A 26,564-nucleotide genomic window follows, 5' to 3' on the forward strand; every position below is an offset into this window, starting at 1 on the left:
TGTACATACAACTATTTTCCGAAACGGGGGCGATTCACCCCTTGTTTTCCAATCGATCGCACGCTTGATCCAGCCGAAACGACAGCTCGTCGCCTTCCCGTTCCCCCAATATCGCGCCGTATCGGCTGCGAAGATTGTTCCAGCAGCGGTGAATGACGGCTTCCAGCGCTTTGCCTTTGTCCGTCGTGCAGATCAGCGACAACCGCCCTTCCGTACGGCTGTAGATCAGTCCTTTTCCCGCAAGCTTCTCGATCAGGCGGGTTACCGTCGAAGGCTGGAGATGAAGAATTTCGCCCAGCTCCTTCTGGGAAATCCCTTCTTTTTCATACACCGCCATAAGCAAAAACGCGTAGGTCGGCGACAATCCGCTCTCGGCAAACTCGTCCTCGGCCATTTTGGTTATGACCCTGCCGAGCCGATTGGCCGTGAAATACAAGCATTCCTTCAAATAATGGTCGAGCATGTTCATCCCTGCGTTTCTAAAATTGTTTGCACATACAACTATATCCCTTTTCCAGCCCCGAGTAAAGTACCTTTTCCGGATTTCCGCAAAAAAATATCCCGAACCGCTTCTGTCGGAGCGGAACGGGACATTTGTTCAGTTAAACACGACCGTTTTGTTTTGATGCGTCAAAATGCGGTCCTCCACATGCCAGGCGACGGCGCGCGCCAGGACGATCCGCTCGATGTGCCGGCCGATCCGCTTCAGCGCCTCGACGTTGTCGCGGTGGCTGACGCGCTGCACGTCCTGCTCGATGATCGGCCCGCCGTCCAGCTCCTCGGTCACGTAGTGAGCCGTCGCGCCGATAATTTTCACGCCGCGCTCGTACGCTTGCGCGTACGGCTTCCCTCCGACGAATGCCGGCAAAAACGAATGGTGAATGTTGATGATCCGGTTCGGGAAATGCGCGATGAACGACGGCGAAATAATTTGCATATACCGCGCCAGGATGACGGTATCCACGTCGCCGACGAGCTCCAGCTGCTTCGCCTCGGCCTCGCGCTTCGTATCCGCCGTAACCGGGACGTGGTGGTACGGAATGCCGAACGATTCGACCGTCTCCCGCATGTCCGGGTGATTGCTGACGACCATGGCGATATCGGCGTACAGATCGCCGGACTTCCATTGCCACAGCAGCTCCAGCAGGCAATGGTCCTCCTTCGAGACGAACACGGCCAGCCGCTGCTTCCGGCCCGCCTGCGTCACCCGCCAATCCATGGCAAACTCGCGCGCGGTCGTTTCGGCGAAATCCCGCTTCAGCCCGTCCAGCCGCTTGTCCAGCTCGGGCAGGTCGAACTCGAGACGGATGAAAAACAGTCCGCCCTGCGGGTCCATCGTATATTGATCCGATTGGACGATATTGGCGCCGTGCCGGGCCAAAAACTGCGAAACCCCCGCCACGATGCCCGGGCGGTCGGGGCATGAAATCAGCATGCGCGCCCGGTCCGTTTGCCGGTCCGAACGCTGCATGTTCGGTGGTGTGACTAGTGGACTCATGTGTCGGTTACGTTCCTCTCATTTCCGGTTGCCGGAAAGCGCAGCTTGTCCGCTTCCGGGTCGTCACACGGTTGCGAGCAGCTCCTTGCCCGCGAACCATGCGGTAATGCGCTGGTTGATTTGCTCCTCGCTCAATTCCGGGAACAGCCGGCTTTCGACGACCATGTCGTACAGCCGTTCCATCGGCTCGCGCGGGTCGGCTTTTTTCGCCTTGGCGTCGTTTTTGAGCACGTCCCACGTCGAGACGACAAAATCGCGATGATCGATATCCTGCTTGCCGAAATAATGATGCAGCCGGTCCAAATGATCGAGAAACTCGGCGCCGAACCGGCCGTTCAAATCGCCGCGCAGCAGCGCGATTTCCGCCTCGTACATCGGACGGACCGTCTTGTCTTCCTTGCCGATCCACGGCGTTTCCAGCACCATCGGCAAATGCTGCAGGCTGTCGTGATGGACGATGTAGTTCATCGCCTTGTAGCCGATCAGCCCGGCCCCTACCGGAGCGTGGCGGTCTTTGCCGGCGCCGCGGACGTTTTTGCTGTCGTTCAGGTGGATGACGGCGAGACGGTCCAGCCCGACGATTTTGTCGAAATGGTTCAGGACGCCGTCGAAATCGTCCACGATATCGTAGCCCGCATCGTGTACGTGGCACGTGTCGAGGCAGACGGTAAGCCGCTCGTTGTCTTCGACCTTGTCGATAATTTGCGCCAGCTCCTCGAACGAACGGCCGATTTCCGAGCCTTTGCCGGCCATCGTCTCGAGCGCGATGTTGACGTTCGTTTCCTTCGTGCCGCGCAGCACCTCGTTCAAGCCTTCGACGATGCGGGCGATGCCGTACTCGGCGTCCTTGTCCGTGTAGGCTCCCGGATGCAGCACGATGTTGCGCACGCCGAGATAGTCGGTGCGGCGAATTTCGTCCTGCAGGAAGCGGACGGCCAACTCGTACGTGTCTTCCTTGTAAGAGCCGAGGTTGATGATGTAAGGCGCGTGCACGACGATTTCGTCGATCCCGTGCTCCGCCATGAGCGCCTTGCCTTCTTCGATATATTGCTCCTCGATCGGTTTGCGTCTTGTATTCTGCGGAGCCCCGGTATAGATCATAAAAGTGCTGGATCCGTACGATACGGCTTCCTGCGCCGCGTTCAGCAGTCCTTTGTCGGAAAAAGAGACGTGCGATCCAATTTTCAACATCGGCTTCGACTCCTTTGCATATACTTTCCCTATTGTACTAAGAAACTACAAATAAATCTACGAATGCGGTATAATTCCAAGTAATACTTGTTATCGCCGTAAGGAGAATGAACGATGCCTTCGCAAAGCTTCATGCTGTTTTTGCTGTTTTGGGGGTTCGTGCTGCTGTTTTTCATGTCGGTCGGCGGTTACTTCATGTTCCGCAAATTCATGAAGGTGCTGCCGAAAGCCGACGGCAGGTCGAAGCTGGACTGGCAAAACCATTACGTCGAAGCGTCCCGCCACTTATGGACCGATGCTTCCAAAGAGTTTCTGGAAAAGCTGGTCGCCCCCGTTCCCGGTCCGTTCCGGGACATCGCCCGGCATTCGATCGCCGCGAAAATCGGCGAAGTCGCCCTGGAGAAAGGCGTCCCCGAGGTGACGGAGCAAATATGCATCGAGGGCTACATCAAAGCGACGCCGAAGCGCGACCATAAAAGCCTCGTTTCGTTTTTGGAGAAAAACGGCATCGACTACAGCGCGTACCGGCATTTGCTGAACTAGCGGTTTCGCCCGCAACACAACAACAAGACCTTCGTTCGCATCGCAAGCGGACGAAGGTCTTTCGTTTTGATTTTGAAAACCGACGACAAGTCGGCCGTCTTGTAAGCACACGTCGGTCTCGCATCCCGGCTTTTGCCATGAATGCGGCTTGAAGTTAACCGGATTTCCTCCCTCTAATCCGGCAACGCTTCAACTTCGCTTCGATATAGCAGGAAAAGCTCCGGTTAAATGGCGTCACGTCGGCGTAAAGAGCATTTCTTGCAAAAATTAGCGGGACTTTTTCCCTGTAACCCGGCCGGCAGTCGGAAACCCGGCAAATGACCGGGAGCTTTTTCGGTAATCTGTTCCGCCCACAACCGGAACGTCCCTACAAATACGGATAGTTTTTGTTGACGATCATCAAGCATACTTTCCACATCAAGCCTTCCTTCGTCCGAAAACGAACCTTCGCGTAGCCGTCCTTCCGCTGGTCGATCGCCAGCAGCGTCGAGGCGAACTCTCCCGCGCGCAGGACGCGCTCCGGCTTCCGCGAGCACTGCCCGGCGATTTCGATCTCCGTGTACGACGGCGCGTCGTAATCGCCGCAGACGAACAGCGCGTCGTACCGCCCTCTCGGCAGCTCGAGCACGAACGTTCGCTCGACGGTCCCGCCGATATAATCGCGCCGCAGCAAGTCCGCTCCGCCCGTATCGGCGGCGAGCAAGCCGTCCGCCTCCTCCCAGCCGATTCCGGTGTAGGGGCGGAAGACGTGCTCCGTCGTCATTTTGCGGAACGTTTGGCCGAGTATGCCTTGATCCATATGCACCTGCCGCGGCAAAACCCGGCTGTAGTCTTTGTCGAGCTTCTCTTTCGGAACGCCGAAATCGATCCGGTATGCGGCCAGCCGCGATTCCCGATGGTTGCCGGCAACGTAATCGAACGTGAAGTGGTCGAGCAGCTTGTCGTGATCCGTATCCCGATTTTTGCCCAAAAAGATTCTCCGGTTCGTATGCGCGACATGGACGCGCGGACCTGCCCCGGCATCGCTGCCGTCGGCCGCCGGTTCCGCTCCCGCAGCCGGAACGTCCGCTCCGGTCGGATGAATCGCATACTCGCCGCCCGCCTCCGTGGCGAATACGATCACGCCGTCGTCCAGCCGGCTTTCCGCCGGAACCCATCCGCCGCCGTCCCAACGCGAAACCGATGCTTCCGCGCCTTCGGCAAACGGGTTGCGCACCGCCGCCCGCGAGCCGGCCAAGCTTTTGATCCGCACCCAGGCGGTGCGTCCGCCGGACATCGCCGCGCTGACCTCGAACGCGCCGACGGCGAGCAGACCGCGAAACGAGCAGTCCTCCCATTTCGGGTAAACGCGCACCTTTTTCGCCACGTCGTGCTCGTACATGCCGATCGTTCGTTCCGGCTCCGGTTCCCCCGACGGCACCGCCGGGAATACGTCGATGACGCCGTCGTAGCTCTGCAGCAGCATTTCGTTCACGGCGGCGACGACTTCGCCGGAAGCTTCCATCATGTGCGGGTAGTACAGCGGCTCGTTCGTGATGTTGCAATAGTTCATCCAGCGTTCGGTTTCTTCGGCGAACAGCCCGTTGCCGCGCAGCGACAAGTCGATGCCCTGCTCGTACAGCAGCCGCAGCGCCCAATTGCCTTTGCCGAGCCGCGACGCCGCCGCGGACAGCCAGCCGAACTGGAACACGCCGTATTCGGTATGACGCTCCGCATAGCGCAGCGTATGTTCGGCCCGCCTGCGCAGCTCCTCGCCGCTGCGGCGGTCGATCTCGCCGATCGGGTAAATCGGCATAAGCAGCGACGGATGGCGCAAATGCAAATCGGCTGGCGCCCATTCCGAGTCTTTGAAGACGTCGCCGTACCGGCCGGACACGGCCGTCGGATACGGGGCGAGACGGTCCAGAATGGCCGCCCACCTGCTCCGCTCCGCCTCCGGCTCGCCGAGCCGCGCGCTCGCTTCGATCGTCAGCTTCAGCAAATAGGCGACCGAGGACAGCGTGCTGACCGAATTGCGGGTCAGCGGCCCCTGCTCCGGCGAAATGTCGGGGAAGACGTCGTAGCGGTCCTTCTCGGCGTCGTACTGCAAATACCCTTCGAAAAAGCGGACGATCTGTTTGAACAGCGGGTACGCTTTTTCCCGCAAAAACGTCTCGTCCATGCTGTACCGGTAATAGTCCCACGCAAACTGCGCGCACCACGGCCATATGCTCAAATACAAGGCGTGCGGATAGTCGGCGGCATAGCCGTCCAGACCGTAAAACTGCTTCGCCATTTTTTCCGCCTGGGCGGTGTAGGAGAACAGCCCGTCGTTGAACGCCTCGGCCACCTCCAGATGGTTCGCCGTATACAGCGGCCAGAAGGCGGCCTGGATGTTGACGTCCCAATACCACATGCTGCCCCACTTCGTCGGCTGCTTGATGTCCCACAAGCCGTTGAGCCCGCACGCCTGCTCGTACATGCGGCCGCCCTTCCCGCTGCTTGCCGCGATCGCGTACAAATTGACGTGCCACAAGTCTTCCAGCATTTTATCGGGCAAAGTGACCGAGGAACGGCTCCAAAACCGGCGCCAATGCTCCTCGTGAGTTTCGCGCAGACGGCTCGATTGCGAGCCCGCTTCGCTAACGCGCCGCAGGGCGGTCGGCAGCAGCTGCTTCGTCTCTTCCTCCGTCACGACCGTCGTGATAACGGTCACTTTCTTCCCGGCGTCCCGCAGCCGTACGCGAACCGCTTCGTCCGTGATCTCGGCGCTTCCCTTGGCCCCGACGAGCCTCGTCATGACGAGAAACGAAAACGGTTCGTACCGCTCCCGGTCTTCGCCGTCCGGGTAAAACGAGCCCGTGTAATAAAACGTCGCGTCGTCGACTTGACCGTATGTCACGGTCATCTCCGCATATCGGCGCACCGGAACGGCCATCTCCAGCGCTTCGAGCAGCCCTCCGCTCGTTTGCCCGACCTCCGTGACGATCAGATCCGCCTCGGTCGCGACGAACGTTCGGACGTCGAGCGACTCCGTCCCTTTCTCGATTCGCAGGTCGACCTTCGCCGTTTCGACCGTAAGCCGCAGCGAGTAACGGTCCGGCTCGGCGAGCCCGGCCGCGGGAAACAGGCGAATTTCGCCGGTCGGATAGTGGGACACGCCTCCGGGCGGCTTGCCGTACCGTCTATACATGTTGTTGTCGGAAAACGAGTCCCCGTACAAATAAAACGGACCTTCCTCGGGGTTCCGGTACAGCTCGAACGCCCGCCGCTTCAGCTCCTCGAACGTAAAGCCGTATTGGCGCCCGAAATCCCGCCCTTCTCCGCTGCGGGCTTTGCGGCTGTACCGGTGCAGCTTCCGGTAATATACCTCGTAATGATTCATCGCCATCGTCAGCGTATTTTCCTCGAAAAACACCATGCCGCCGAAACGGCCGTTGCCCAGCGGCAGCGCCTCGTTCCAGCCGCTCGGCGCGTTTTCGTACGTAATCGCGTGCATGCGCGCACTCTCCCTTTTGCTTTCGTCCGGAATTTATATATATTGTAGCGCAACGGTTTTATAATAGATTTGAACAAAGCTACGGCAATCCGATAAAACTTCCATAAATTGGGTGATCTGTCCGCATGGATCCGAACCGCAACGAATTTTTAAAGCAATGCTTGTCCAACATGCAGGTGAACGTCACGGTGGCGCACTTGACGAAAGTTTCGCCGAGCTGGGGGCATTCGAATTATACGCCGGAAATCCACAAGTTTTACTACATGCTGGACGGGGAAGGCCGCTTCAAGCTGGGCGATACGGTGTACGAGGCTCGGGCCGGGCAGCTGTATTTGCTGCCGGCCGGCGTGCAGCAGACGCTGACGACGTCCGCCTCCCGCCCGTGCTACAAATATTGGTGCCACTTTACGGCGGCGATCGGGGAGCTGAATCCGTTCCAAATGCTGAAGCTTCCGTTTGTGATCGAGGTCGGCGGCGCCGAGGCGGACGCCGTCGAAACGATGTTCGCCGATCTGGTCGCGCACATGCGCCGGAAGGAGCTTGCGGCCTCGCTGAAGGTGAAGTCGATTTTGTACGATTTGCTTCACTTCTACATGGAGCGCTGCGACATTACGGAGGTGCGGACGAAGGCGACGCTTACGTACGAGAAAATGAAGGCGGCGGCCGCCTACATGAGAGACCATATGGCGTCCGAGGTGACGGTGGAGGAGCTGTCGCGCCTGTTTCATCTGACCCCGAACTATTTCGCGCAGCAGTTCAAGGCGATGCTCGGCGTGTCGCCGATCCAGTATTTGAAGCGCATCCGGCTGGCCAAAGCGGTCGAGCTGCTGCGGGCGACCGACATGTCCGTCACGGAAGTGGCCGCCGCGGTCGGCATGGAGCTTCATTATTTCAGCCGGCTGTTCAAAAGCTCGCAAAACTTTTCGCCGAAAGACTACCGGCAGCTGTACCGGCGGCGGCCCGGCGGACCGTAAGCCGCACTTCCTTCTGGACGGCCGACCGGCCCTCTTATACAATATATGGCAGTACAACCGTGTGAGAAGGGGGAGCGACAGTCTGAAAACAAAAACGAACGCGACGCTGCTCATAGGCGTCATCGTCGCGGCGATGGCGATCTATGCGATCGTCGCCCACAACAAGCTGGTCGCCGCCGAAGAGAACGCCGCCGGGAAGTGGGCGCAGGTCGACAATCAATTGAAGCGCAGAGCCGATTTGATCCCGAATTTGGTCGAAACGGTCAAAGGGTACGCGGCTCACGAAAACGAAGCGATCGAAGCGGTTTCCGCGGCGCGCAGCCGGGTCGCGGGCGCGTCGTCCCCGACCGACCTGATTCAGTCGAACCTGCTTCTGACGAGCGCCCTGGGCAACTTCCGGTCCGTGTTCAGCGGTTACCCGGAGCTGAAGGCGAACGAAAACTTTCAGAAGCTGATGGATTCGCTCGAAGGAACGGAAAACCGCATCGCCGTCGCGAGAAAAGACTACAACGAAGCGGTCGCCGCCTATAACGGCAAGCGGCGGCAATTTCCCGGCAGCTTGATCGCGTCCGTGACCGGACTGGATGCGATGCCGTACTTCGAGGCATCGGAACAAGACAAGGCGACGCCCGTCGTCGACTTCGGGGGAGCGAAGCGTTGAGGGCGATCGTGCTTGCGCTGCTCGCCGTCCTGCTGCATGCCGCCGGAGGCGCGCAGACCGGGGCGGCCGCCGCTCCCGCTTCCGGCGTTCCCGCTCCGGTCGGCGACATCTACGTCCAGGACTTTGCCCGTATTCTGGACGACGACGCCAAGCAAGAGCTCGTTTCCTACGGCGAAACGCTCGAGACGATGAGCGGCGCGCAGCTGGCGCTGCTTACGGTCGCCTCGCTCGAAGGACGTCCGCTGGAGCAGTTCGCGAACGAAGCGCTGCGGGCTTACGGGCTCGGACAGCGGGGCAAGGACAACGGCGTATTGATCGTCTTGGCGGCGAAAGAGAAGCAAATCCGCATCGAGGTCGGCTACGGGCTGGAATCCGTCATCCCGGACTCGAGAGCGGGCAGCCTCCTCGACGAGCATGCCGCGCCCTACGTAAAGGCAGGCAAGCTGAACGACGCCGCGGTCGGCATTTATTTGGCCGTGTTCGAGGCGATTGCCTCCGAAGCCGTCCTCGGGGCGGGCGCCGGCGCCGAGCCGGGTCCGTCGTCGTTTTGGGAACGGGCGCTGTTTGCGTTGCTCGAATCGAGCGCGCTTCGCTGGACGGCGGGCATCGCGCTCGCGCTGCTGATGCTGGCCGATTTTATCTTTTTGAAAGGCTTCGTCACCCGCAGCCTGCTGCTCCTGCTGTCCTTGCTTGCCGGCAGACGTTCGGCCGCGCGCGGCCGGGGCGGCAGCTCGGGCGGGGGCGGCGCGAGCCGAAGATAAACCTTTTTCACAAAAGCTCCATCATTCGCCCCGCCGCGGCCCGACGGTTCGTGATACGCTACATGTGAAATCATTTTCGCTTTGGGAGGAGAGTGCCGCTCTATGCTCAAACGAATCGATGCGCTTCCGAACGACAAACGAATCGCGGGAGTCCACAGCATTCCGGTGCTGGAGGACGGCTCGATCGTCATGGCATGGGACCGCAACGAACGGGCGCTGACGACCGTCGGCGGCCGGCTCGAGCCGGGCGAAACGGTTGACGACGCGTTGGACCGGGAAACCGTCGAAGAAGCGGGGCTCGTGCTGAAGGTGGATCGGCGGCCCGTAGCGGCCTGGTATTGGGAGTCGACCGATACGTATACCGTCTTCTTCGTCGCCCGGGTCGACCGCTTCGTTCCGATGCCGGACGGCTTCGAGACGACCGGCCGGGTGACGATGAATTTCGAGACGGCGCGGCAAATGGTCGACAAGCTCGAAGGCGAAGGCTTGCGCAGCCAACTGCTCGAATGGGCGGAAGAGGAGGCGGCCAAGCTGCCGTAGCCGGCCGGCCCGGCGATGGATCGGATGACGATATTGTTCATGATCGTTCCGTTCGCGTATGCGGGCGGAACCATGTCGAACCGTACGGCCGTTTTCAGCCGATCACGAAATGGCGGAGCAGGCGATCCGCCTCCTGATCGGGAACGACGATGCCGATTCGTCCGGCGTCCGGCACGACCTGACGCTGCCGTCCGAGCTCGTCGCGCGGCAATCGACGGCGCCGCCGAACGTTCGCGGCTGAGGAGGCCGGGATGTCGGGAACAGCTTCCGAATGTTTTCGAAAAAAACAAGGTTGTCTCGGGCCGCTAACGAACCGAGACAACCTTGTTTTTTTCGCATTGCGCCGATTCAACGAACCGCGCCAACGCTATGAAGCTCGCAGCGCCTCGGATAGCGCCCGTTTCCGCGAAATAAGGTCGGCTCGGTTCGTTACCGCGGGAGAGCCCTTTTTTCCGCAAATAGCGATTCTGCGATTCGTCGGCATCGTTCCGTCAGCGACCGGTCGTTCAAACGATACGCCGACGCGACGCATGATTATAAACCAAACCGCTTCGCCTTCCGAATCATCGAGCGATCCGTTTCGCGCGCCATTTTGCCCGACTCGTTTGCCGACAACCGAAGTATCTCTGCTCAAGCTTCTTCCCGCGCGTCCCAGTCGAGCGCGTGCCGGCCGGCGGGGCAGACCCGCCCCCTGACGATCGCCTCGGCGCCTTCGGGCACGTCCAGTTCCAGGCCGATCCGGTCTCCCCGCCTCCGCACGCCGATTCGATATTTCCCCGCCGGAGTCGATACCGTCCCTTCGGCGTAGTCCATCCCGTACAACCGCGGGGAAACGCGCACCTGCTTGAAGCCGGGAGCCGACGGAGTCAGCCCGAGTATTTGCTCCGCCATAAACACGATCGGCATGGCCGCCCAGGCATGGCTGGCGCTCTGATACCGCACTTCCCCTTGCGCCGTTTTGTAAAACAGGCTCCAATTTTCCCATGTCGTCGTAGCGCCGGCTTTTGCCATCGCGCCGTACCTGTCGCGAATCATGTCCAGCACGAGCTCGGCGCGGCCGTGCTTCTCGAGCGCCCGATAAACGTACAGCATGAAGTAGGGGCTTGCCTTTAAAACCGGATGGCCCGACTCCTCCCGGACAAACACGCTCCGGACGATGCGCTCCGCCCGTTGCTCGCCCGGATCGTGCAAATGCAGCAGCGCGAGACAGTTCGTAATTTCGCTGACTCTCCCGCTCATCGCCCCGTTTACGACGCAGTCCGCATATGCGCCCGCTTGTTCGTTCCACAGCAGCCGTTCGATTCCTTCGGCCAGACGATCGGCCAGACGGCCGAAGACGTCCGCCGCTTCGGCATCGTTCACCTGGCGCGCGAAACGGACGGCGACGCGCAGCGCCTCCAAATATTGCAGGTTCAGCGCGCAGACGATGCCGCCCCTCGTCACGTCGGGACCCGGGCCCGCCGGCATTTCCCCCCAATCGATGAACGGCCAGTACGGCACGTCCGCAAGCACGCCCTCCTCGTTCAAATAAGCGGTAAACCAGCGGAGCGCCTGAACGATATTGGGCCACCAGGGTCCGACCAGGCTGCTGTCGGCGGCGTAGAACGCGTATTCGTCGAAGGAGCAAATCCACTGCAGACAAAACGAAGGAATCGGCGGGTAGTTGTGATGCCCGTCCGGATAGCGGGACTTCGTCATGCCCGATTCGTCCTGGGACTGCCCGACCTGCTTGAGCAGCTTCGCGTGCAGCCGGCTGTCGCCGGAATAATAATAATTATAGACGGCCTGCACGCGGCCGTCCCCCATCCACTGCTGCTGCTCGCGGCTGGACGAGTCCAGAAAGCCGTCCTGCATGCAGCTGCGCAGCGTATGGGCCGATATCGCCCATATACGTTCCAGCTCGCGATCCGGGCATGCAAAGCTGGCCGGCTTGGCAACGGGATAATGCCTCGTCCGCACTCCGACGCGATGAAACGTAACCGCCCCCGCGAAGTTTCGCACGCGGATTTGCACGTAACGGAACGCCTTCCAGCCGAAAGCGACCTCCAGCTCGTTGCGTCCGGCGGCGAGAACGAACCGGTCGACGGAACGGTTGTTGTTCGCGTTGAGCAGCGCCTTGCCTTCCCACAGTTCCTCGGCGTAGACGACGTCGAGAACATCGCCCTCCGTACCGGTCGCCTCCACCTGCAGGCAGCCGACCTCCAGCCGTCCGAAATCGAAGGTGACGACGGTCGCTTTGCCCTTCTCCGTCCGCGGCACCGCGTAATTCGCAGCCGGTACTCCAGGCAAGGGGCGGACGGTCAAGCTCTCCTCCTCGGCCATGATCTGCTTGTGCAGCCGCTCGACAGCCTCCGGCCGTTCGACAAGCTCGCCGATCCCGACAACGCCGGACGCCTCGGCCGTTCCTTCCTCGAGCAGCGGAATGTCGCGCGGGACGAGATTCCAGAACGGCGACAGCTCGCGATTCCGCCCTTTCGCCCGCTCCCAGCCGCTATCGTCGTACTCGGGCCGTATCCAAAGCGCATCCGCCCGGCGCGCATCGCAGATTTCAATCGGACCTTGGCACCCGTTGATCCGCGGCGCATTTCGTTCGTACGCGGGATGGAAGCTGCATGTCCAGCGGCCGTCGCTCGCGATCCGCACGACGCCCCCGTCCTTGCCTTCGACCGCGCATTCCGCCAGCAGCGCGGGAATCCGATGTACGGAGTGACCCGTGCCGTAGCCGTAATGAAGCACGAAAACGGCGATCGCGTTCAACCCGGGCGCGAGCAGCGGACCGACGTCCCAGACGTCGTAAGATTGCCAGCGCGGGTCGCTTCGGCACGGGCCGCGGCCTACGTATCGGCCGTTCACGTACAGCACGTATCGCGTATCGGCGAAAATGCGCAGCTCGCCCCGTGCGACCGGCCCGGGCAGCTCGAACGCGCGACGAAACCGGCAAAACGATTGCTTCGGCTGCTCGTAATGCGTCTCGACCTCGGACGGATGCCAGATGATCGCCGTCCCGCGATCCCAAGCGATGCGCTCATGCGCCGGACGCTGCCGGACCAATCGGTGCGCCGCTCCCGCTTCGGCCGATCCCGGCCCGTCCTTGACGAACGTATCGTTTCCTTCCATTCGGATCGTCCTTTCGCTTCGTCGTTTGTTTCCGGGACTTTCCCGGCTTAACGTCTGTCCGTTTTGCCCCCTAACCCTGTCTTCATTTGTATTATAAAATCAATGTTCGGCGATAAACATGCACTTTCCGTTTCGAAATCCTATACATATTTTCCCGAGAAGGGGGCCCGGATCACGGCCGAATGCTTTGATAGGAGAAAAGACCGTCGGAACCAAGCTTCCGCAGCCGCTTTCGACTTCATCACGCTTCTTCCGGTTTTCGGACATACGGCTAACGAACCGAACGATCGTTATCGGGGCTACATACGGAGGTTTGAAATTGTAACGAACTCTAGTAACGTTATTACCCGCAAATCGGATCGTTTTCTCCATGTTTCGGCTCGATAACGATACACGGATTCGTAAGCCTTAGAAAACGATCGTTTTTCCGCTTATAAGCATCGTAAGATTCGTAAGCCATCGAATCGACCCGGAGGCACGGTACGGGCGCCGTTTCCGGTACGGAATGCCGCACTGCGCTTTAATGCTTTTAGCGAAATTCTTTACCTGCGAAAAAAACGGCCGGAGAAGCGGAAATTCCGCCTCCGGCAGCCCCGCATGGGCCCGAAGCGAAGCGCTCCAAGCGCCTGCATTGCGCAGAACTGTGCCATCAGGACCAGTACTGCTTGACGAGCCGTTTCGGGGCGGCCCGCAAATACGCTTCCTTGAGCAAATCTTCGAGCGCGTCCCAATTTTGCGGATTTCGCACCGATACCCAGCCGTGCTGGCCGATGTACGGCGTCCGGAAAAAGCCTTCCTGCTGAACGAGTAGCTCCTGGTTTTCGCGATCCGACTTGAACGACAAATTCACGCCGTATTGCTCGCTTTCGCCCAGCATGATGAACGTTTTACCCCGTACTTTAAACACCGTGTGGCCGAACCCGTCGACGATTTCTTCCGTTTCCGGCAAGCCGCCGCATATGCGGCGCACGCGCTCGACGACTTCGATCGCCTCCGGCGACGTCATCTGTCTTTCATGCCCCATCGCAATCGTCCTCCCGTTCGAACTATTCCGCGGCCATGGCGGCCAGCTTGTTCACCGTCTGCCAATTTCTCGTCGTCGCGACAACGCCCAGCTTTTTCTCCAGAAAGTTGTTCGAAAAAAGCGACTTTCCGTACTGGCCGCGGCAGCGGACATACACCTCGCGCCCCTTCAGCCGGTATTCGTCGACATCGCTTTGGCACGAAGCCAGCACGTTCGCGGCGTCTTCCGTCGGCTCCGCGGACAGAAACGAGACGTATATGCTTCCTTCCGTCTCGCCCTCCGCACCGCCGAACGGATTGCCCCCGATCGTTTCGTTCAGCTCCTCCTTCGTCCTGACGACGACGTCGACGTCGTAGCCGAGCTCCTCCTTCAGCTTGCTCTCGATGGCGCTGCGCCACCGTTCCGTACTTTCCGGCGCCCCTGCGAACACCACGTTCCCGCTCTGGATGTACGTTCGCACCCGCTCGACCCGCATCGATTCGAAAATCGCCTTCAGCCGGTCCATCTTGATCAGCTTCTGTCCGTTTACATTAATTCCGCGCAGCAGCGCGACGTACGTTTCGAGGCTCATCCGCCCCCTCCTCCCGCACCTTCTTCGACTCGGTCCTATCTCCATTATCGTCCATTTCGGCTTGCAAATACAGCCCTGCCGGCAACGCGGCGCTTAAAAGCATGGCCGGGAGAGAAATCCGCACGCTGCCGTAAAAACGCAGCGATGGCGCTACCGCCGCCCGATCGCACGCGAAAACGGCCGTCGCTGCCGACGGCCGTCCGCCATGGACGTATTCGGTTCGTTACCCGTATACCCGCACCTCGACGATTTCCGCAAACTTGCTGCCGTTCGTCGCCTCCACGACGACGCGCAGCCGCTCCGTCTTCGCCGCCTCGGACAGCGCGTGCACCCGTCTGCGCTTCCGGTTGTCCGTTTCGCGCAGCAGCGTCCTCCAGCTCTCGCCGTCCCACACCTCGATCCGGTAGTCCCGGACGAGCTCCGGCACGATTTCGAACGGGGTCCGATGATGGTGCAGGTTGATCAAATCTTCGTTCACGTCGTCGTTGAACGTCAGGTGCACTTCCCGCACCGGCACGGCTTCGTCCCAGTCCAGCTGCAGCCATTCCTCCCGCCCTTCCCGCATCGGCGACATCCACTGCTGCGGGCCGCCGTAAGGGCGGCGATATCCGTTCGTCGCCTTGTCCGGTCCGTATGCCGCCGATTCGCCGAGCGCGCGGAAGCAGAACGGCTTCCGGGCTTTGCGCCTCATCCCCCATTGGACGATCGGCTGCGTCGCCTTATGCTGCTCCAGCTTCGACGAGACGTGAGGCGCCCCGCCGTTGAAAAAAATGAGCACGCCGGACAGCGGTTCGTCCGCATGGTGCAGCTTGACGGCCTCGTTCGCTTTGACGATGACGAAGGCGTTTTGCGCCTCGTCCGGCGTCCACGTCAAGTCGAACCGGACCCATTGGCCGTCGCCCGGTCCGACTTCGGCCGAAGCTTTCGCTCGCAGCGTATGCGGCACGTAGTTTTCTTTGCGCCCGGTATCCCACAGCTCCACTTCGACCGTCGCCGCCGCCCCGGCGTCGAGCAGCAGCTCGAAGCCGTCCAGCCGCGGATCGACGGGGAAGAGCAGCGCGGCGTCGCTCGTCAGCTGCCAGCGCCCCTCCCCGCTCCGCTCCACGGCGAGCCGGGCGAGCGCGCCGGAGGCGCTGCTGCGCGCCTGCCGCGCCAGATCGAGGCCGTCCTCGTTGCGGAGGCCGACGATCGACGCGTCCTGACGCAGCAGCGTCTGCAGCAGTTCGCCGCGGTGCGCGGCGTACAGCTCGCGCGGCGTGACGCCTTTGGCGGCGCACAGCGCGGCGCCCGTGCCGGCCGCTTCGCCGATGACGGCGCACGTCGCCATGACGCGCGTCGTGCCGAAGGCGACGTGCGAGGCGCTGATGTCGCGGCCGGCCATCAGCATGTTGCGCACGTTGACGGAGTAGAGCGAGCGGAACGGAACGTGGTAGACGCCGTCCACGTGCAGATGCTTCGAGCCGCTCTCGGTCGAGTACATCCCTTGCGGCGGATGCAGGTCGATCGACCAGCCGCCGATCGCCACGCCGTCCTCGAACGGCCGCTGGGCGAGAATGTCGTTCTGGTTCAGCACGTAATCGCCGATGAACCGGCGGTATTCCCGCTTGCCGGGAAGCGCCCCGACCCATTCCAGCGTCATGTTGTCCGCCTGAAACTTGCCGGAGTTTTTAATATAGTCCCAGATGCCGTAAATGACCGACCACAGCTCGTCGCGTATTTTCTCGTTATCGTGCACCGTGTCCAGCTCGCCGCCCCATTCGATCCACCAATAGTGACAGCCGGAATCGCCGCTGCGGATGACGCGCTTCATCGGAATCGTCGTTTGCGTAATGTCCTTGGCGAATGACGGCGGCACGTATTTGACCGGATGCCCGACATCCTTCGTATAAAATAATATGGTGCTGCCGAGCGTAATGTCGTCGGCCGTATCGGGCGCCCATTCTTCGTTGTACTCGTGACGGGCTTCCCGGCCGATCCGGTATTTCGCCCCGGCCAAAAAGCCGACGAGCCCGTCTCCCGTGCAATCGAGATAAAAGTCGCTCTCGAACCGGATGCGCCGCTCCGAAGCCATCATCCAGCCGGTCACGGACGCGATCGTCCGGTCGTGCTCGTCGCCGTATGCCTCCACCTCGTGCACGTCGGTGTTCAGAAACAGACGGATATTCGGCTCCGCCTTAACCGCCTCCAATACGACCAAATCCCATATATACGGATTGCCGTCCGGGTTGCGGTACTGATTTTCCACGAACAGCTCGCCCATAATGCCCGTTTCACGCGCGTAGCGGTGCGTGCCGTGCGCCGTAGCGCCGCATACCCAAACGCGAACTTCGCTGCTCGAATTGCCGCCGAGCACCGGCCGGTTTTGCACGAGCGCCACCGTTCGGCCGAGGCGCGCCGCGGCAATCGCCGCGCAGACACCGGCAAGCCCGCCCCCTACGACCGTTATATCCGTACGAATCGTTTCATTGCGCATGGCAAAACCACCTTAGGTTGAGTTATAGAGTAATCGTATATATAATTTCATCATACCAGTAACATTTCGCTATAAAATGCACGATACGATCATCTTTTGTATCTTTTATTTCATTCGCGGGAAGGAGTACGGCCATGCCGGACATCGGAGGGGGAAGCGGCAAAGCGGCGAATGCGTCGGCCGGCCGGCCGACGCTGCAGCTCGCCGAGCTGGAGTGGGAGGTGAAAGGGTACACGTTTTGGAACAACAAGCGGGAATTTACGCTCCAGTCGGACACGTACCCGGCCTGGTGCCTGTTCGCCGTGGAGAACGGCTCCTTCGCCTACGAAATCGGCGATAACCGAGGGGTTGCCGGCGGCGGCTCGCTCGTGCTGTGTCCGCCCGGCGTTCCGTTTCGGCGCCGCATCGTCTCCGCCTCGCTGACGTTTCATTTCGTCCTGCTCCGCCGGAACGAACCGTATCCGGCCTATGCGCCCGAAGCCGGAGACGAAGACGCGTTCCCCGTCTGCTTCACGCCCGGCGACCGGCTGCGGCTGTTCGATACGTACGACAAATGGAAGACGATCGGCGCTTTGACCGGTTATAAACAGCTTTCGCTGTTCGCCCATTATTGGAACGATATTTGGAAAACCTGGTGTCTCGAGCATGCGGGCGGCGGCGATTCGGCGGACCCCGCCCGTTCCTCCGACCGGCTGATGAACCGGGCCGCCAGACGGCTCGAAGAGCGGTTCTCCGAGCCGTACGGCGTCAAGGAGCTGGCCGGCGAGCTGGGCCTCAGCCCGGTGCAGCTGATCCGGCGGTTCCGCGCCGCGTACGGCGTGACGCCCGGCGATTATTTGACCGGCCTGCGGCTGGAGAAGGCGTGCCGGCTGCTGCGGGAGACGCGGATGACCGTGGAGCAGGTCGCCTCCGCCTGCGGCTATGCGACCGGCTACTACTTGAGCCGGCTGTTCGCCGCCCGCATCGGCGCCGCTCCTTCGGAGTACCGGAAGAGGCACCGGGTGTAGCGGCTCTTCCGTTTTGCGTTGCGCCCGCAAGCCGCGGCTATCCGCCGGAGCAACCGGCGCTGCCGCCAAGCGGCAGCCCATTTTCCGCGAATGGCGGGACCGTTTTTCCGCAATGCCAAATCCGTCATACCGGACAATCGGCCAAAACACAAAAACGGCCCGCCGCCTCTCGGACGACAAGCCTTCACAACCTTCCCTGCGCGCCTTGCCTTGCTCCGCCTCCCGGCCGAACGCAATTCGAACGGGCAAACGCCGGGCTTTCATATACCGTTTCCATAGCAGAATCACTCCTTGCTTGCTTTCCTCCGGCTTGGAACCTCTATCATTATGCCCCCTCTTTATTTGCGCGGTATGAAAGCGGCGTTAAGCTTGCGTAAATCGGAACGGACGACGGTTCGCGATGTGCCGGGACGGCGGCCAACCCGGATCGGGCGGCAAAACCGAAATCGGGGAAACGATTTTCGCCACAGGGAGCTTTCCGCCCGTACGTCTTCACGTGCCGCCTTCCGACGCCTATACGCCGCGCCAGCCGGAGAGCAAGGAGCGGCTCGCGGAAGGGCTGCGGGAAGTCGTCTTGCGCATGCGCCAGGTCGAGCCGGTTCTGGATGAAATCCCGCCGTCCAACACGGTTTCGCACCCCCGCTTCGGCGGGCTGAACGCCAAGGAATGGTTTTTGCTCGTCGGGATGCATTACCGCCACCATCTGCTGCAAAAAGAGCGGCTGGATGCGTTTCTTGCCGTATAGGCCGTTTCGGCGGTCCGGCTCGTTAACGCCGTTAATGGTTTCGGCCGTTTACAATACCGGCCGCCATCGCGGCGCTTTCACCGCCGGGCGCCGCGGCGCTTACTCGCGCGCCTCTTCCCGCAGCGGCTTCACGTCGTCCGGAATCGCCCCGCGCGAATCGATCAACTCCGCCTGAAACGTCCCGCTGTATCCGAACACGGGCCCGAACATCGGGTTCGTCACGTTCACCTCGATTTTGTACGCCCGCGCTTCATCGTCGTACCATTCGCAGACGTCGGCGACTCCCGTCAGCGGACGCGGAAAGCGAAATTGCAGCGGGCCTTCGTAAAAGCGCTGCTCGCCCGAACGAATGCGTATCCCGCCGTTCGGAGCCGGGGCGATGTTCAGGTCGACGGCCAAATGCTGGCGGTCTCCCAAATAATCGACGATCGTACCGCGCGATCGGCTGTAAATCATCGTGGCGTCGAACCTGCGGATTTTGCCGGGAAATCGAAATTTGCGAACCCACGTTACCGTCTCGCGGCCGAACGAATCGATATAAGCGTAATTTTCGATCGTGAACGGAACGCGGCTGCCGGCGTCCGGAAACATAATGTGCCGTTTCGTGCCGATATACAAAGGGACGGCCGCCCATTTCGCATACCAGATGCGATCCATCGTCCCCCGGCCGATCGAAGCGATTCCGCCTTCGCTCGTCAATCCGAACCGCTCGCGGATTCGCGGATGCAGCTTGGCGAAGCTCGCGCCGAGCGCCCGCTCGTAAATGGATTTGGCCGGCATGATCGTTCTCCTCCTCTATCGTTCCGGCGTCGCCGGCTTTCTTCGGCAGTTGCGGGCCGAAGGCAGATCGGCCGACGTCGCCGCAACGGCGCCATGGAGTCCGATCATCGCCGCATTAAGCGCAATCGGGCTCACGGGCGCCGCCCATAGGCTCGGATCCGCGATCAGAGCCGGAACGGCAAGTGCGGCGAGCGCCGCGCATGCCAGCGCATGCACCTTTTTGTCCGCGGCGCGAAACGCAACGAGCAGCCCCATCGCCGCTTCGAGCAGCCCGAGCGCGATCAGCGCCTCCCGCTCCCGCCCGGGGAACGCGCCCGCCGCCCGCATCAGCTCCAGCTCGCCCGCCCAAGGGGCGATCAGCTTCGGCACGACGGCCTGGTACAGCCACAGCAGGGCGAGCAGAACCGCGCCTCCTTTGTGGGACAACCAGCGGCCGAACGAAACGGCGGGCGGGATGCCGCATTCCAGCCACAGCCGCAGCCGGTCGAAGCTCCACGCCGTCGCCCACCCGATCAGGGGGCGGAATATGACCCGGTCGAACGCCCGTCCTAACGGCCCGAACCGCGTTTTGTAATCGTAGCGGGTCAAAAACGTAACCGTTCCCCCATGCGGCACGTACCGCCAAAATCCCCCGCCCTCGCGAATGAGCGACAACCGGCTGTCCGAGCCGAAGCGAAGCGCCGACGTGCGTACTCCCTCCGCGCCGTTCGCCGTTTCCGTCGTTTCGCCCGTTCCGGCGATACGGAGGCCGAAGCCGATTCGCGTAGCGTACAAAAAACGCTGCGGACCGCCCGCCTCTCTCGGCAAATAGCGGATTTCGCTAAAGCGCAAATCCCACCGCTCATGCAGCTCGGGCGTCTGCGTACGTTCCCACAGCGCTTCGATATCCGCGCGAATGTCAAGCTCCACATAAACGGGCTTCGCCTTTCCAACGCCCATATCGTTCCCTCCGTCGCTATTCGATGAATCGCTCCTTGTTGTCCGGGGTTGGCAGCATGCAGGAGTCGTATTGCCCGAACCAACGATACCGGTTGCGCGCGATATAATCGTATACCCGGTCCCGAAGCGGCCGAGGGATGACGATCAACGCGTACAGCAGCGGCCATGGAGCCCGCAGCCGCCGGACGACCTCCAGCCCCGCACGCGATTTGACGTAGATGCGACTGCCGCGCACGAGCATGAACGTATCCGGGCGCGCCGCCCCCGTACGATCTCTCTCTGTGCCGGGGACGACGGCCCCGGTGACATCGCCGTTCGAGCGGCTTCGCCCGGGCTGCGCATGCAGCTGCGTCGAGCCCCCGCCCGCGAGCGCCCGTTCCAATACGTCGTGCCCCGCCTCCGACGCGAGAGCGGCAAACCGAAACCGCTTCTTCGGGTCGAAATGGATGACGAACCGGACGATCCGGCTGCACAGCATGCAATTTCCGTCGAACAAAATGATGTCGTACTCCGGTTGTGGCTTTGTATGTCCGGTCATGCCCGCTTCCGCCTTTCCGGCCGCTCCGTACGTTCATTGTACGACGGACGGCCCCGCTTCTACAGTTCCAACTTTCTTGGAGCGATAAGCAAAAAGGGTACTATGATCCGTAGTACCCCGCACTCGTCCCTATTTCATTTTCGAAGGCGCAGCCGGCGCGTCTTACGTCCCCCAACGCCGACGCGTTCGATGAGCCGCTGCCGACCGGCATGCTCGCCTCTCCTTCGCCGCCTTGCATCGGCGCCCGGCGGATCCGGATCCGGTTCCGCTTACCCGCCTCGCCTACCGCTTATCTCCGTCCCGACGCTCTCCGCTTTCGGCGCCGCCGTCCGGCGGCTCCGGCACAATTCCTCTCCGCCGCACCTTTTCGACCGCTTCCTTGCTGCTCTTGACGCGCAGCTTTTTGAGCATCCGGTTGACCTGGTTTTTCAGCGTGCTTTCCGCCTTGAACAGCTTCCGGCCGATTTGCGCTCCCGTATACCCTTGTTCGAGCAACTCGAACAGCTCGCGCTCCGCTCCGGTCAGCTCCTTCAGTTGTTCTTCCCGCTTCAGCCTCGCAAACTCCTTGAGCAGCGCTTCCATCGGGTTCGTCTTGCGCAATGCGCCGCGGATCGTCTGCGGGAGAAGGCGGTAATCGGATTTCGCCACATACTGCACCGCCCCGGCCGTAAAAGCTTGCGTCACGACCGTTTCCTCGTCGAGCGACGTCAGCATGATCACCTTCGCCTCGCGCACGTCGAGCAGCTCCGCGGCCGCGTAAATGCCGTCCAGCTTCCCGGGCGTAAGGCAAATGTCGAGCAAAGCGACGTCGAATTCGAGCGTGCCGGCCATCCGAACGGCTTCCTCGCGGCTCGCGGCCGCCCCGACGACGAGCATGTCCGGTTCTTTGTTCAAAAAAGCGGTCATCGCCTTGACCCAGTCCGGGTCGTCCTCGACAAGAAACAGCTTGATCGGATTCATTGCGCCGTCCCTCCTTCCCGCCGCGGTTCCGCCGCTTCGGGCGGGCGGACTTCGCCGGAGTCGATCCGTTTTTTCGCCGCAAACAGCAGCTTCACCGTCGTCCCCTTCCCTTCCTCGCTGAGCACCTCGATCGAGCCTCCGCTTTGGCGCATCACCTGATAGCAATACGTGAGCCCGAGACCGAAATTGCCGCCGTTTCGCCCCGCCTTTGTCGTATAGAAGGGCTCCAAAACGCGCGCCAGCCGTTCTTTCGGCATCCCCGGCCCGTTATCGCGAATCGTCAGCATAATGCCGCGCTTCGTCGATTCGATGCGCACGAGCAGCTCGCCCCCGCCGCTCATTGCTTCCGCCGCGTTGGCGACAATGTTGGCTGCAACCTCGCCGATATGGACGCGGTCGCACAGGACGATCGGATCGCATTCGAAGTCGGCATGCACGGCGATACCGCCTTGCATAAGCAGCGGCGACAGCTTGCGCAAGCTTTCCCGGACAATGTCCGTCAAGCGGTGCGGCTCTTCCCGCAGCACGATTTGCTGCGTTTGGCCGTGAATGCGCGACACCATCCGCCGCATATGGTCGGCCGACTTGACGATCAGCTCGAGCTGCTCGGCCGCTTCCGCGTCTTGCGGGCGAAGCGAGCTTTTGACGTTTTCCGCGCACATCGAAATTTTGGCGATTTCGTTTTTGATCGTATGGTTCAGCATCGCCGTCCCCGAGCTCACCGCCGATACCGCGCTCTCCAGCGGATCCCGCTCGAGCCGCACCTTCACCCCGAGCACGCCGGAAGCGAACGCGAACGCCACCCCGGCAATAAGCGAATACGCGATGAAAAACGCGACGTAATCGAAAAAGCGGAACCCCGGCTCCCATACGCTGGCCACGTTGATGAACGCCGTTATCGCGATCAAGGTCGGGACGATCAGCACGGCGACCGCCAAACGCTCCCGCTTTCGCCACGGGTTGCGCTCCCGGATATAGGAGGCGACGAGCAGCCAGCAGGAAGCGGCATAGTATGGCGCCGCCCAAAGGAGCAATAGCAGGAAAAAGCTTGCGCGCCCGGGAACGGCCGCATACCAAACGATCGTCGCCGCCGCCGGAACGAGCGGCAGCAGCTTCGTGGCCAGCCCGACAGGCCGCGACGAGCGCCGGGCATACGCGATGCAAAACAGAAGCACCCCGTACGGCGTCAGCGTATGGTTGGCTACCTCGAACACGCTTGCCGCCATCCGAAGCAGCGGCTCGATCCAAAACGCCGCGTTCCCCCGGGCTTCCAAAGCCGGCAGCGCGTCCTCGCGAATAAAACCGGCAAGACCGCCGATGCTGGCGGCCACTAGAAAAAAAGCGGCCCACCGGTTCGCCTCGCGCTCCGGGTGCAGCCGATACAGCACGACGGCGGCCGCCAGCAGCGCCGCGAAATAGACGAGCATCTTGTCATCACCCTGCACGTACGTTTTCGGTCCCGTCTCGCAGCCGTCCCGCAGCGCCATCCTGCTTCGCTCGCCGCGGCAAGATGCCGCCAGGCGGGTCAACTTCCCATAGCGTTGCCGACGGGCCGATAGTTATAGCCAAATCATACCCTGCGCACCGGCGCGATTCAAGCGTCATCCTGCATTGACAAGCATTACCGGTTCCAAAGATTCGTAAGGCGGAAAGGGCGCGTATACGAACGAACGACCGAGCGACGCTCGGCCCCTCGTAACGGTCCGAATCGGCAAACGGCCTTTTCCCGTACGGGAAAGGCCGCTCGCTATGCTTCCGCACCCTCACCTTGCGGGAAAGCGGGCCATTTTTACGCACACCGGCTTGGACGCCTGTACCGTATGACCGGTATATTCCAGCTTGCCGGAACGTCTGTCGACGCGGAATACGACGATATTGTCCGAATCCCGATTGGCCGCCAGCAAATAGTCGCCTTCCGGCGACAACGAAAAGTGCCGCGGATGTCCGCCTCGTGTGGACACGTGCTCCACGACCGACAACGCCCCCGTTTCCCGATCGATCGCATAGACGACGATCGAATCGTGACCGCGGTTCGAGCCGTACAAAAAGCCGCCGTCCGGCGAAATTTGCACTTCCGCGCAGGCGTTTTCCCCCGCGAAGCCTTCCGGCAGCGTCGATACGACCTGAATCGTGCGCATGGCCCCGCTGTCCGCGTCGTAACGAAAGCCCGTTACCGTCGAATCGAGCTCGTTAATGACATACGCATAGGCCCCGTTCGGATGGAACGCCAAGTGACGGGGACCGGCGCCAGGCTGTACGGCCGTATCGCCGTGGAAGGCGAGCTTTCCGGCAACCGGATCGAGACGGTAGCCGCGAATGCGGTCCATGCCCAAATCCGGCACGAACGCGAACCGGTTGTCCGGGCTGAAAAACACCGAGTGCGGGTGCGGCCGGTCCTGCCGCTCGGGGTGGACGCTGCCGCCTTCGTGCTGGCGAACGTCGAGCAACTCGCCGACCGTGTCGTTTTCTCCCGCCGCCGACAAGCCGACCTTCCCGCCGGAGTAGCTGGCCACGGCAAAAAAACGATTGGTCGCATCGCGCTGAATATGGCATGTCGTCGTATCGACGGTGCCGACCCGTCCGATTTCCGTAAGCTTGCCCGAGGCCGGATCGATTTCGAACGTCACCGCCGCGCCTTGGCGCTGCCCGTCCACGAGCCGCTCCGCGATCGCGTACAGCCGTTTTTTTCCGGCGTCGAGACTTAAGAAAGTCGGATTTTGCAGCCCCGCCACTTGGTCCAGCGGCGTCAGCGCCCCGGTTTCCGTATCCATCCGGTATACGTAAACACCGTTATCTTTCGCCTCGGCATAAGATCCGATAAATACGAGCATAGTCCCGTTGCTTTGGTTCACGTTTCCGTTCCTCCTTGACGATGGTTGTCTCTGTTTTCGTTTCTTTTACTGTACACTTTTCGCCGGGGGAAGGAAAGCGGCTCCGGGCAAAAACAAAAGAGCCCTTGAACGCGTCAAGGACTCTTTCCGATAAGATGCGGTCGGAGAGACTCGAACTCTCACGGGCGTACGCCCACTACCCCCTCAAGATAGCGTGTCTGCCATTCCACCACGACCGCAGGCCGGGAACTGCCGAGCAGCTCCGGTATGAGCCATGTAGGACTCGAACCTACGACACCCTGATTAAAAGTCAGGTGCTCTACCAACTGAGCTAATGGCTCAAAAAAAGCCGAGATTCGACATGTTCTCATCCCGACCGACGTTATAAAGGTAATGACCCGTAGGGGATTCGAACCCCTGTTACCTCCGTGAAAGGGAGGTGTCTTAACCCCTTGACCAACGGGCCATTTGACTTGTAAATGCCGCCCTTCGAAGCGACAAGTGTTATTATAGCCGATATCCGGGACGTTGACAAGCCCTTTTTGCCGTTTTTTCGTTTTAAAATCGATCGCCCGGTATGGTATGCTTTTCCATATGGGAGGCGTTCGGAGCGGATACGCGCCTGCCGGACGAAGACGAGATTGTATGGATCCGGATGCTTGCGCCGAAACCGGATGCTTCGGCATGTATTGCCGAACCTGCTTCAGTGCCAACCGCCGCTTGTCGAAGCCTTGTTGAACATGAATCGGCGGCCCAGGCTCCGACCGGAAAGGACCGCTTTTTCCCGCCGTTTATGCGCTAGCCCGAACTTGAAAGCTGCCGTTCCCACCGTCATCATGAAAAATTACGTCATTACGATAAAAGGACGATATTCCTTATTCTTACCGGCTATCCGTCGTGTTCGGGCAAATGACGGACAGATGAATCGGCCGGCTTGAATGCTTTTTCCTATTTTGGACCGCTGCGTGGACGAATATGCGGAGAATGCGAAGCAATTGGCGAGAAAAAACGGCTTTACCAATTCGGGGAAAGAAAGGAGGAAGTCCAATGTTCGTCAGAGGGGCATTAACGTCAGCCGCATGCATCGTTATCCTGTATGTGCTGCTGCCGATTATTCGAGTAGATCCCGTTCGCTGGTCGTATTCCATCCACAACGCCGAAGGCCATATCCAGTTTGTGACGCGCATGGCCGCCGCCGCGATCGTCTGCGTCGGAATCGGTATCGCTGTCGCCGTGAGGCGGGGGCCGAACAAGCTTTGGCTCGGCGGCTTTGCCGTCGGACTCGCCGTCACGCCCGTTATCGTTGGGCTGCTGCTGTTGGCTTATGTGTTTTTGACGATCGCTCCGTGATAAAGCGGCCCAAGCGGTACTATCGAATTGACTTGATGCGCTGCTCCGACACCCTCTTCTCCCGGAAAAGGTTCCAGCTGCATCCTTTATTAGCAATCCAACCGTCATTGCATGAGGAAGGAACAAGGACCAGGTTTTACCTGCTGGTAAAAATCGTATTGTTTTGATCCGACTATTGGGGAACAATACAACTTCAAAGGCCAACGTAAGCATAGCGAACTGGAACTCACTAATAACGAACGTCGTTTCGTTAATTCGATCCAAAGTAGCCGAAATGAACAAATAAGAAAAACGTTTTTACTATTAGTGAACCTCGACCCCTTATTTATAAAATCAAGGTCATTATTTTAGACAAACGGGCGGAAGGCCGCAAATTAGCGCACTCAAGTTTACTATTACTGTACTTAGGTTCATTACGCGGTTAGCCGCTGCCCCTCCGATCGAGTCTCATCCCTATAATCGAGTAGGAGGGGGCGGCTAACCCCCGTCCTCTCACAACACCTAGCATGCGGGTCCGCACTAGGCGTTTCCAAAAGGTTAACAAAGTTCCAGATAACGAGAAAGCAAACTTTTCAGCCCTTTC

The 26,564-nt window shown here is 60.6% G+C and carries 22 protein-coding genes and 3 tRNA genes; 8 read left to right on the top strand and 17 right to left on the bottom strand.

What is annotated here, in order from left to right:
• Window positions 1-34: 34 nt before the first annotated feature.
• The 3 genes from PV407_RS06900 to PV407_RS06910 all read right to left on the bottom strand — a co-directional run bounded on the left by PV407_RS06900 (window position 35) and on the right by PV407_RS06910 (window position 2,689).
• Window positions 35-463, bottom strand: a complete 429-nt coding sequence (locus PV407_RS06900) for a MarR family winged helix-turn-helix transcriptional regulator (RefSeq protein ID WP_332089189.1) — start codon at window positions 461-463, stop codon at window positions 35-37.
• Window positions 464-598: 135 nt separating this feature from the next.
• Window positions 599-1,498, bottom strand: a complete 900-nt coding sequence (purU, locus tag PV407_RS06905) for a formyltetrahydrofolate deformylase (RefSeq protein ID WP_332089169.1) — start codon at window positions 1,496-1,498, stop codon at window positions 599-601.
• A gap of 63 nt (window positions 1,499-1,561) precedes the next feature.
• On the bottom strand, window positions 1,562-2,689 hold the full coding sequence (locus PV407_RS06910) for a deoxyribonuclease IV (RefSeq protein ID WP_332089170.1): 1,128 nt from the start codon (window positions 2,687-2,689) through the stop codon (window positions 1,562-1,564).
• 114 nt (window positions 2,690-2,803) lie between these two features.
• Between PV407_RS06910 and PV407_RS06915 the strand changes: the two genes are divergently transcribed.
• Entirely contained in the window at window positions 2,804-3,232 is a 429-nt protein-coding gene (locus PV407_RS06915) for a DUF2621 family protein (protein ID WP_332089171.1), read from the top strand.
• A gap of 367 nt (window positions 3,233-3,599) precedes the next feature.
• Here the strand turns inward: PV407_RS06915 and PV407_RS06920 are convergent, their stop codons facing one another.
• Window positions 3,600-6,710: a glycosyl hydrolase family 95 catalytic domain-containing protein gene (locus PV407_RS06920; protein ID WP_332089172.1), complete on the bottom strand. Its 3,111-nt coding sequence runs from the start codon at window positions 6,708-6,710 to the stop codon at window positions 3,600-3,602.
• A gap of 125 nt (window positions 6,711-6,835) precedes the next feature.
• On the opposite strand from PV407_RS06920, the gene PV407_RS06925 reads away from it, so the two are divergent.
• The 4 genes from PV407_RS06925 to PV407_RS06940 all read left to right on the top strand — a co-directional run bounded on the left by PV407_RS06925 (window position 6,836) and on the right by PV407_RS06940 (window position 9,646).
• Complete coding sequence (locus tag PV407_RS06925; RefSeq protein ID WP_332089173.1) at window positions 6,836-7,684, top strand: AraC family transcriptional regulator; 849 nt, start codon at window positions 6,836-6,838, stop codon at window positions 7,682-7,684.
• 133 nt (window positions 7,685-7,817) lie between these two features.
• Window positions 7,818-8,345 (top strand): LemA family protein, encoded by a 528-nt coding sequence (locus PV407_RS06930; RefSeq protein WP_442951634.1) that lies wholly within the window; start codon window positions 7,818-7,820, stop codon window positions 8,343-8,345.
• On the top strand, window positions 8,342-9,106 hold the full coding sequence (locus PV407_RS06935) for a TPM domain-containing protein (RefSeq protein WP_332089175.1): 765 nt from the start codon (window positions 8,342-8,344) through the stop codon (window positions 9,104-9,106). The genes PV407_RS06930 and PV407_RS06935 overlap by 4 nt, the downstream gene beginning before the upstream one ends.
• 102 nt (window positions 9,107-9,208) lie before the next feature.
• The gene (locus tag PV407_RS06940) at window positions 9,209-9,646 is read left to right on the top strand and encodes an NUDIX domain-containing protein (protein WP_332089176.1); all 438 of its coding nucleotides are present in this window, start codon (window positions 9,209-9,211) and stop codon (window positions 9,644-9,646) included.
• A gap of 630 nt (window positions 9,647-10,276) precedes the next feature.
• On the opposite strand, the gene PV407_RS06945 is transcribed toward PV407_RS06940, so the two are convergent.
• The 4 genes from PV407_RS06945 to PV407_RS06960 form a co-directional block, all read right to left on the bottom strand.
• Window positions 10,277-12,763, bottom strand: a complete 2,487-nt coding sequence (locus PV407_RS06945; RefSeq protein WP_332089177.1) for a family 78 glycoside hydrolase catalytic domain — start codon at window positions 12,761-12,763, stop codon at window positions 10,277-10,279.
• A 649-nt stretch (window positions 12,764-13,412) separates the two neighbouring features.
• On the bottom strand, window positions 13,413-13,787 hold the full coding sequence (locus PV407_RS06950) for an MmcQ/YjbR family DNA-binding protein (protein ID WP_332089178.1): 375 nt from the start codon (window positions 13,785-13,787) through the stop codon (window positions 13,413-13,415).
• Window positions 13,788-13,809: 22 nt separating this feature from the next.
• The gene (locus PV407_RS06955) at window positions 13,810-14,358 is read right to left on the bottom strand and encodes a DUF1697 domain-containing protein (RefSeq protein WP_332089179.1); all 549 of its coding nucleotides are present in this window, start codon (window positions 14,356-14,358) and stop codon (window positions 13,810-13,812) included.
• Between the two features lie 223 nt (window positions 14,359-14,581).
• Window positions 14,582-16,831: an FAD-dependent oxidoreductase gene (locus tag PV407_RS06960; protein ID WP_332089180.1), complete on the bottom strand. Its 2,250-nt coding sequence runs from the start codon at window positions 16,829-16,831 to the stop codon at window positions 14,582-14,584.
• Window positions 16,832-16,965: 134 nt separating this feature from the next.
• Between PV407_RS06960 and PV407_RS06965 the strand changes: the two genes are divergently transcribed.
• Entirely contained in the window at window positions 16,966-17,838 is an 873-nt protein-coding gene (locus PV407_RS06965; protein ID WP_332089181.1) for an AraC family transcriptional regulator, read from the top strand.
• Between the two features lie 400 nt (window positions 17,839-18,238).
• On the top strand, window positions 18,239-18,583 hold the full coding sequence (locus tag PV407_RS06970; protein ID WP_442951633.1) for a hypothetical protein: 345 nt from the start codon (window positions 18,239-18,241) through the stop codon (window positions 18,581-18,583).
• Window positions 18,584-18,682: 99 nt separating this feature from the next.
• Here PV407_RS06970 and PV407_RS06975 read toward each other — a convergent pair whose 3' ends face one another.
• The 9 genes from PV407_RS06975 to PV407_RS07015 form a co-directional block, all read right to left on the bottom strand.
• On the bottom strand, window positions 18,683-19,363 hold the full coding sequence (locus tag PV407_RS06975; protein ID WP_332089182.1) for a DUF4166 domain-containing protein: 681 nt from the start codon (window positions 19,361-19,363) through the stop codon (window positions 18,683-18,685).
• 15 nt (window positions 19,364-19,378) lie between these two features.
• Entirely contained in the window at window positions 19,379-20,302 is a 924-nt protein-coding gene (locus PV407_RS06980) for a DoxX-like family protein (RefSeq protein ID WP_332089183.1), read from the bottom strand.
• A gap of 16 nt (window positions 20,303-20,318) precedes the next feature.
• On the bottom strand, window positions 20,319-20,840 hold the full coding sequence (locus PV407_RS06985) for a thiol-disulfide oxidoreductase DCC family protein (RefSeq protein WP_332089184.1): 522 nt from the start codon (window positions 20,838-20,840) through the stop codon (window positions 20,319-20,321).
• 282 nt (window positions 20,841-21,122) lie between these two features.
• The gene (locus PV407_RS06990) at window positions 21,123-21,800 is read right to left on the bottom strand and encodes a response regulator transcription factor (protein ID WP_332089185.1); all 678 of its coding nucleotides are present in this window, start codon (window positions 21,798-21,800) and stop codon (window positions 21,123-21,125) included.
• Window positions 21,797-23,287, bottom strand: coding sequence for a sensor histidine kinase (locus PV407_RS06995; RefSeq protein WP_332089186.1), 1,491 nt, complete (start codon window positions 23,285-23,287; stop codon window positions 21,797-21,799). Before PV407_RS06995 ends, PV407_RS06990 begins: the two co-directional genes overlap by 4 nt.
• Window positions 23,288-23,563: 276 nt before the next feature.
• Window positions 23,564-24,631, bottom strand: coding sequence for a lactonase family protein (locus PV407_RS07000; protein ID WP_332089190.1), 1,068 nt, complete (start codon window positions 24,629-24,631; stop codon window positions 23,564-23,566).
• Window positions 24,632-24,787: 156 nt separating this feature from the next.
• Window positions 24,788-24,870, bottom strand: a tRNA-Leu gene (locus PV407_RS07005).
• Window positions 24,871-24,899: 29 nt separating this feature from the next.
• A tRNA-Lys gene (locus PV407_RS07010) sits at window positions 24,900-24,972 on the bottom strand.
• 53 nt (window positions 24,973-25,025) lie between these two features.
• Window positions 25,026-25,097 (bottom strand) — tRNA-Glu (locus PV407_RS07015).
• Window positions 25,098-25,678: 581 nt separating this feature from the next.
• Here PV407_RS07015 and PV407_RS07020 point away from each other — a divergent pair.
• Window positions 25,679-25,981, top strand: a complete 303-nt coding sequence (locus PV407_RS07020) for a hypothetical protein (protein WP_332089187.1) — start codon at window positions 25,679-25,681, stop codon at window positions 25,979-25,981.
• Window positions 25,982-26,564 lie beyond the last annotated feature (583 nt).

The sequence above is a fragment of the Paenibacillus sp. GYB003 genome, assembly GCF_036577625.1.
In the GTDB taxonomy this organism is placed as follows: Bacteria; Bacillota; Bacilli; order Paenibacillales; family NBRC-103111; genus Paenibacillus_AB.

Coding starts and splice junctions, on each gene's coding strand:
- PV407_RS06985 (WP_332089184.1), bottom strand. CDS start 20,840: ATGACCGGACATACAAAGCCACAACCGGAGTACGACATCATTTTGTTC.
- PV407_RS06910 (WP_332089170.1), bottom strand. CDS start 2,689: ATGTTGAAAATTGGATCGCACGTCTCTTTTTCCGACAAAGGACTGCTG.
- PV407_RS07020 (WP_332089187.1), top strand. CDS start 25,679: ATGTTCGTCAGAGGGGCATTAACGTCAGCCGCATGCATCGTTATCCTG.
- PV407_RS06970 (WP_442951633.1), top strand. CDS start 18,239: ATGTGCCGGGACGGCGGCCAACCCGGATCGGGCGGCAAAACCGAAATC.
- PV407_RS06995 (WP_332089186.1), bottom strand. CDS start 23,287: ATGGCGCTGCGGGACGGCTGCGAGACGGGACCGAAAACGTACGTGCAG.
- PV407_RS07000 (WP_332089190.1), bottom strand. CDS start 24,631: ATGCTCGTATTTATCGGATCTTATGCCGAGGCGAAAGATAACGGTGTT.
- PV407_RS06920 (WP_332089172.1), bottom strand. CDS start 6,710: ATGCACGCGATTACGTACGAAAACGCGCCGAGCGGCTGGAACGAGGCG.
- PV407_RS06960 (WP_332089180.1), bottom strand. CDS start 16,831: ATGCGCAATGAAACGATTCGTACGGATATAACGGTCGTAGGGGGCGGG.
- PV407_RS06990 (WP_332089185.1), bottom strand. CDS start 21,800: ATGAATCCGATCAAGCTGTTTCTTGTCGAGGACGACCCGGACTGGGTC.
- PV407_RS06965 (WP_332089181.1), top strand. CDS start 16,966: ATGCCGGACATCGGAGGGGGAAGCGGCAAAGCGGCGAATGCGTCGGCC.
- PV407_RS06925 (WP_332089173.1), top strand. CDS start 6,836: ATGGATCCGAACCGCAACGAATTTTTAAAGCAATGCTTGTCCAACATG.
- PV407_RS06980 (WP_332089183.1), bottom strand. CDS start 20,302: ATGGGCGTTGGAAAGGCGAAGCCCGTTTATGTGGAGCTTGACATTCGC.
- PV407_RS06940 (WP_332089176.1), top strand. CDS start 9,209: ATGCTCAAACGAATCGATGCGCTTCCGAACGACAAACGAATCGCGGGA.
- PV407_RS06975 (WP_332089182.1), bottom strand. CDS start 19,363: ATGCCGGCCAAATCCATTTACGAGCGGGCGCTCGGCGCGAGCTTCGCC.
- PV407_RS06930 (WP_442951634.1), top strand. CDS start 7,818: ATGGCGATCTATGCGATCGTCGCCCACAACAAGCTGGTCGCCGCCGAA.
- PV407_RS06900 (WP_332089189.1), bottom strand. CDS start 463: ATGCTCGACCATTATTTGAAGGAATGCTTGTATTTCACGGCCAATCGG.
- PV407_RS06955 (WP_332089179.1), bottom strand. CDS start 14,358: ATGAGCCTCGAAACGTACGTCGCGCTGCTGCGCGGAATTAATGTAAAC.
- purU (WP_332089169.1), bottom strand. CDS start 1,498: ATGAGTCCACTAGTCACACCACCGAACATGCAGCGTTCGGACCGGCAA.
- PV407_RS06915 (WP_332089171.1), top strand. CDS start 2,804: ATGCCTTCGCAAAGCTTCATGCTGTTTTTGCTGTTTTGGGGGTTCGTG.
- PV407_RS06945 (WP_332089177.1), bottom strand. CDS start 12,763: ATGGAAGGAAACGATACGTTCGTCAAGGACGGGCCGGGATCGGCCGAA.
- PV407_RS06950 (WP_332089178.1), bottom strand. CDS start 13,787: ATGGGGCATGAAAGACAGATGACGTCGCCGGAGGCGATCGAAGTCGTC.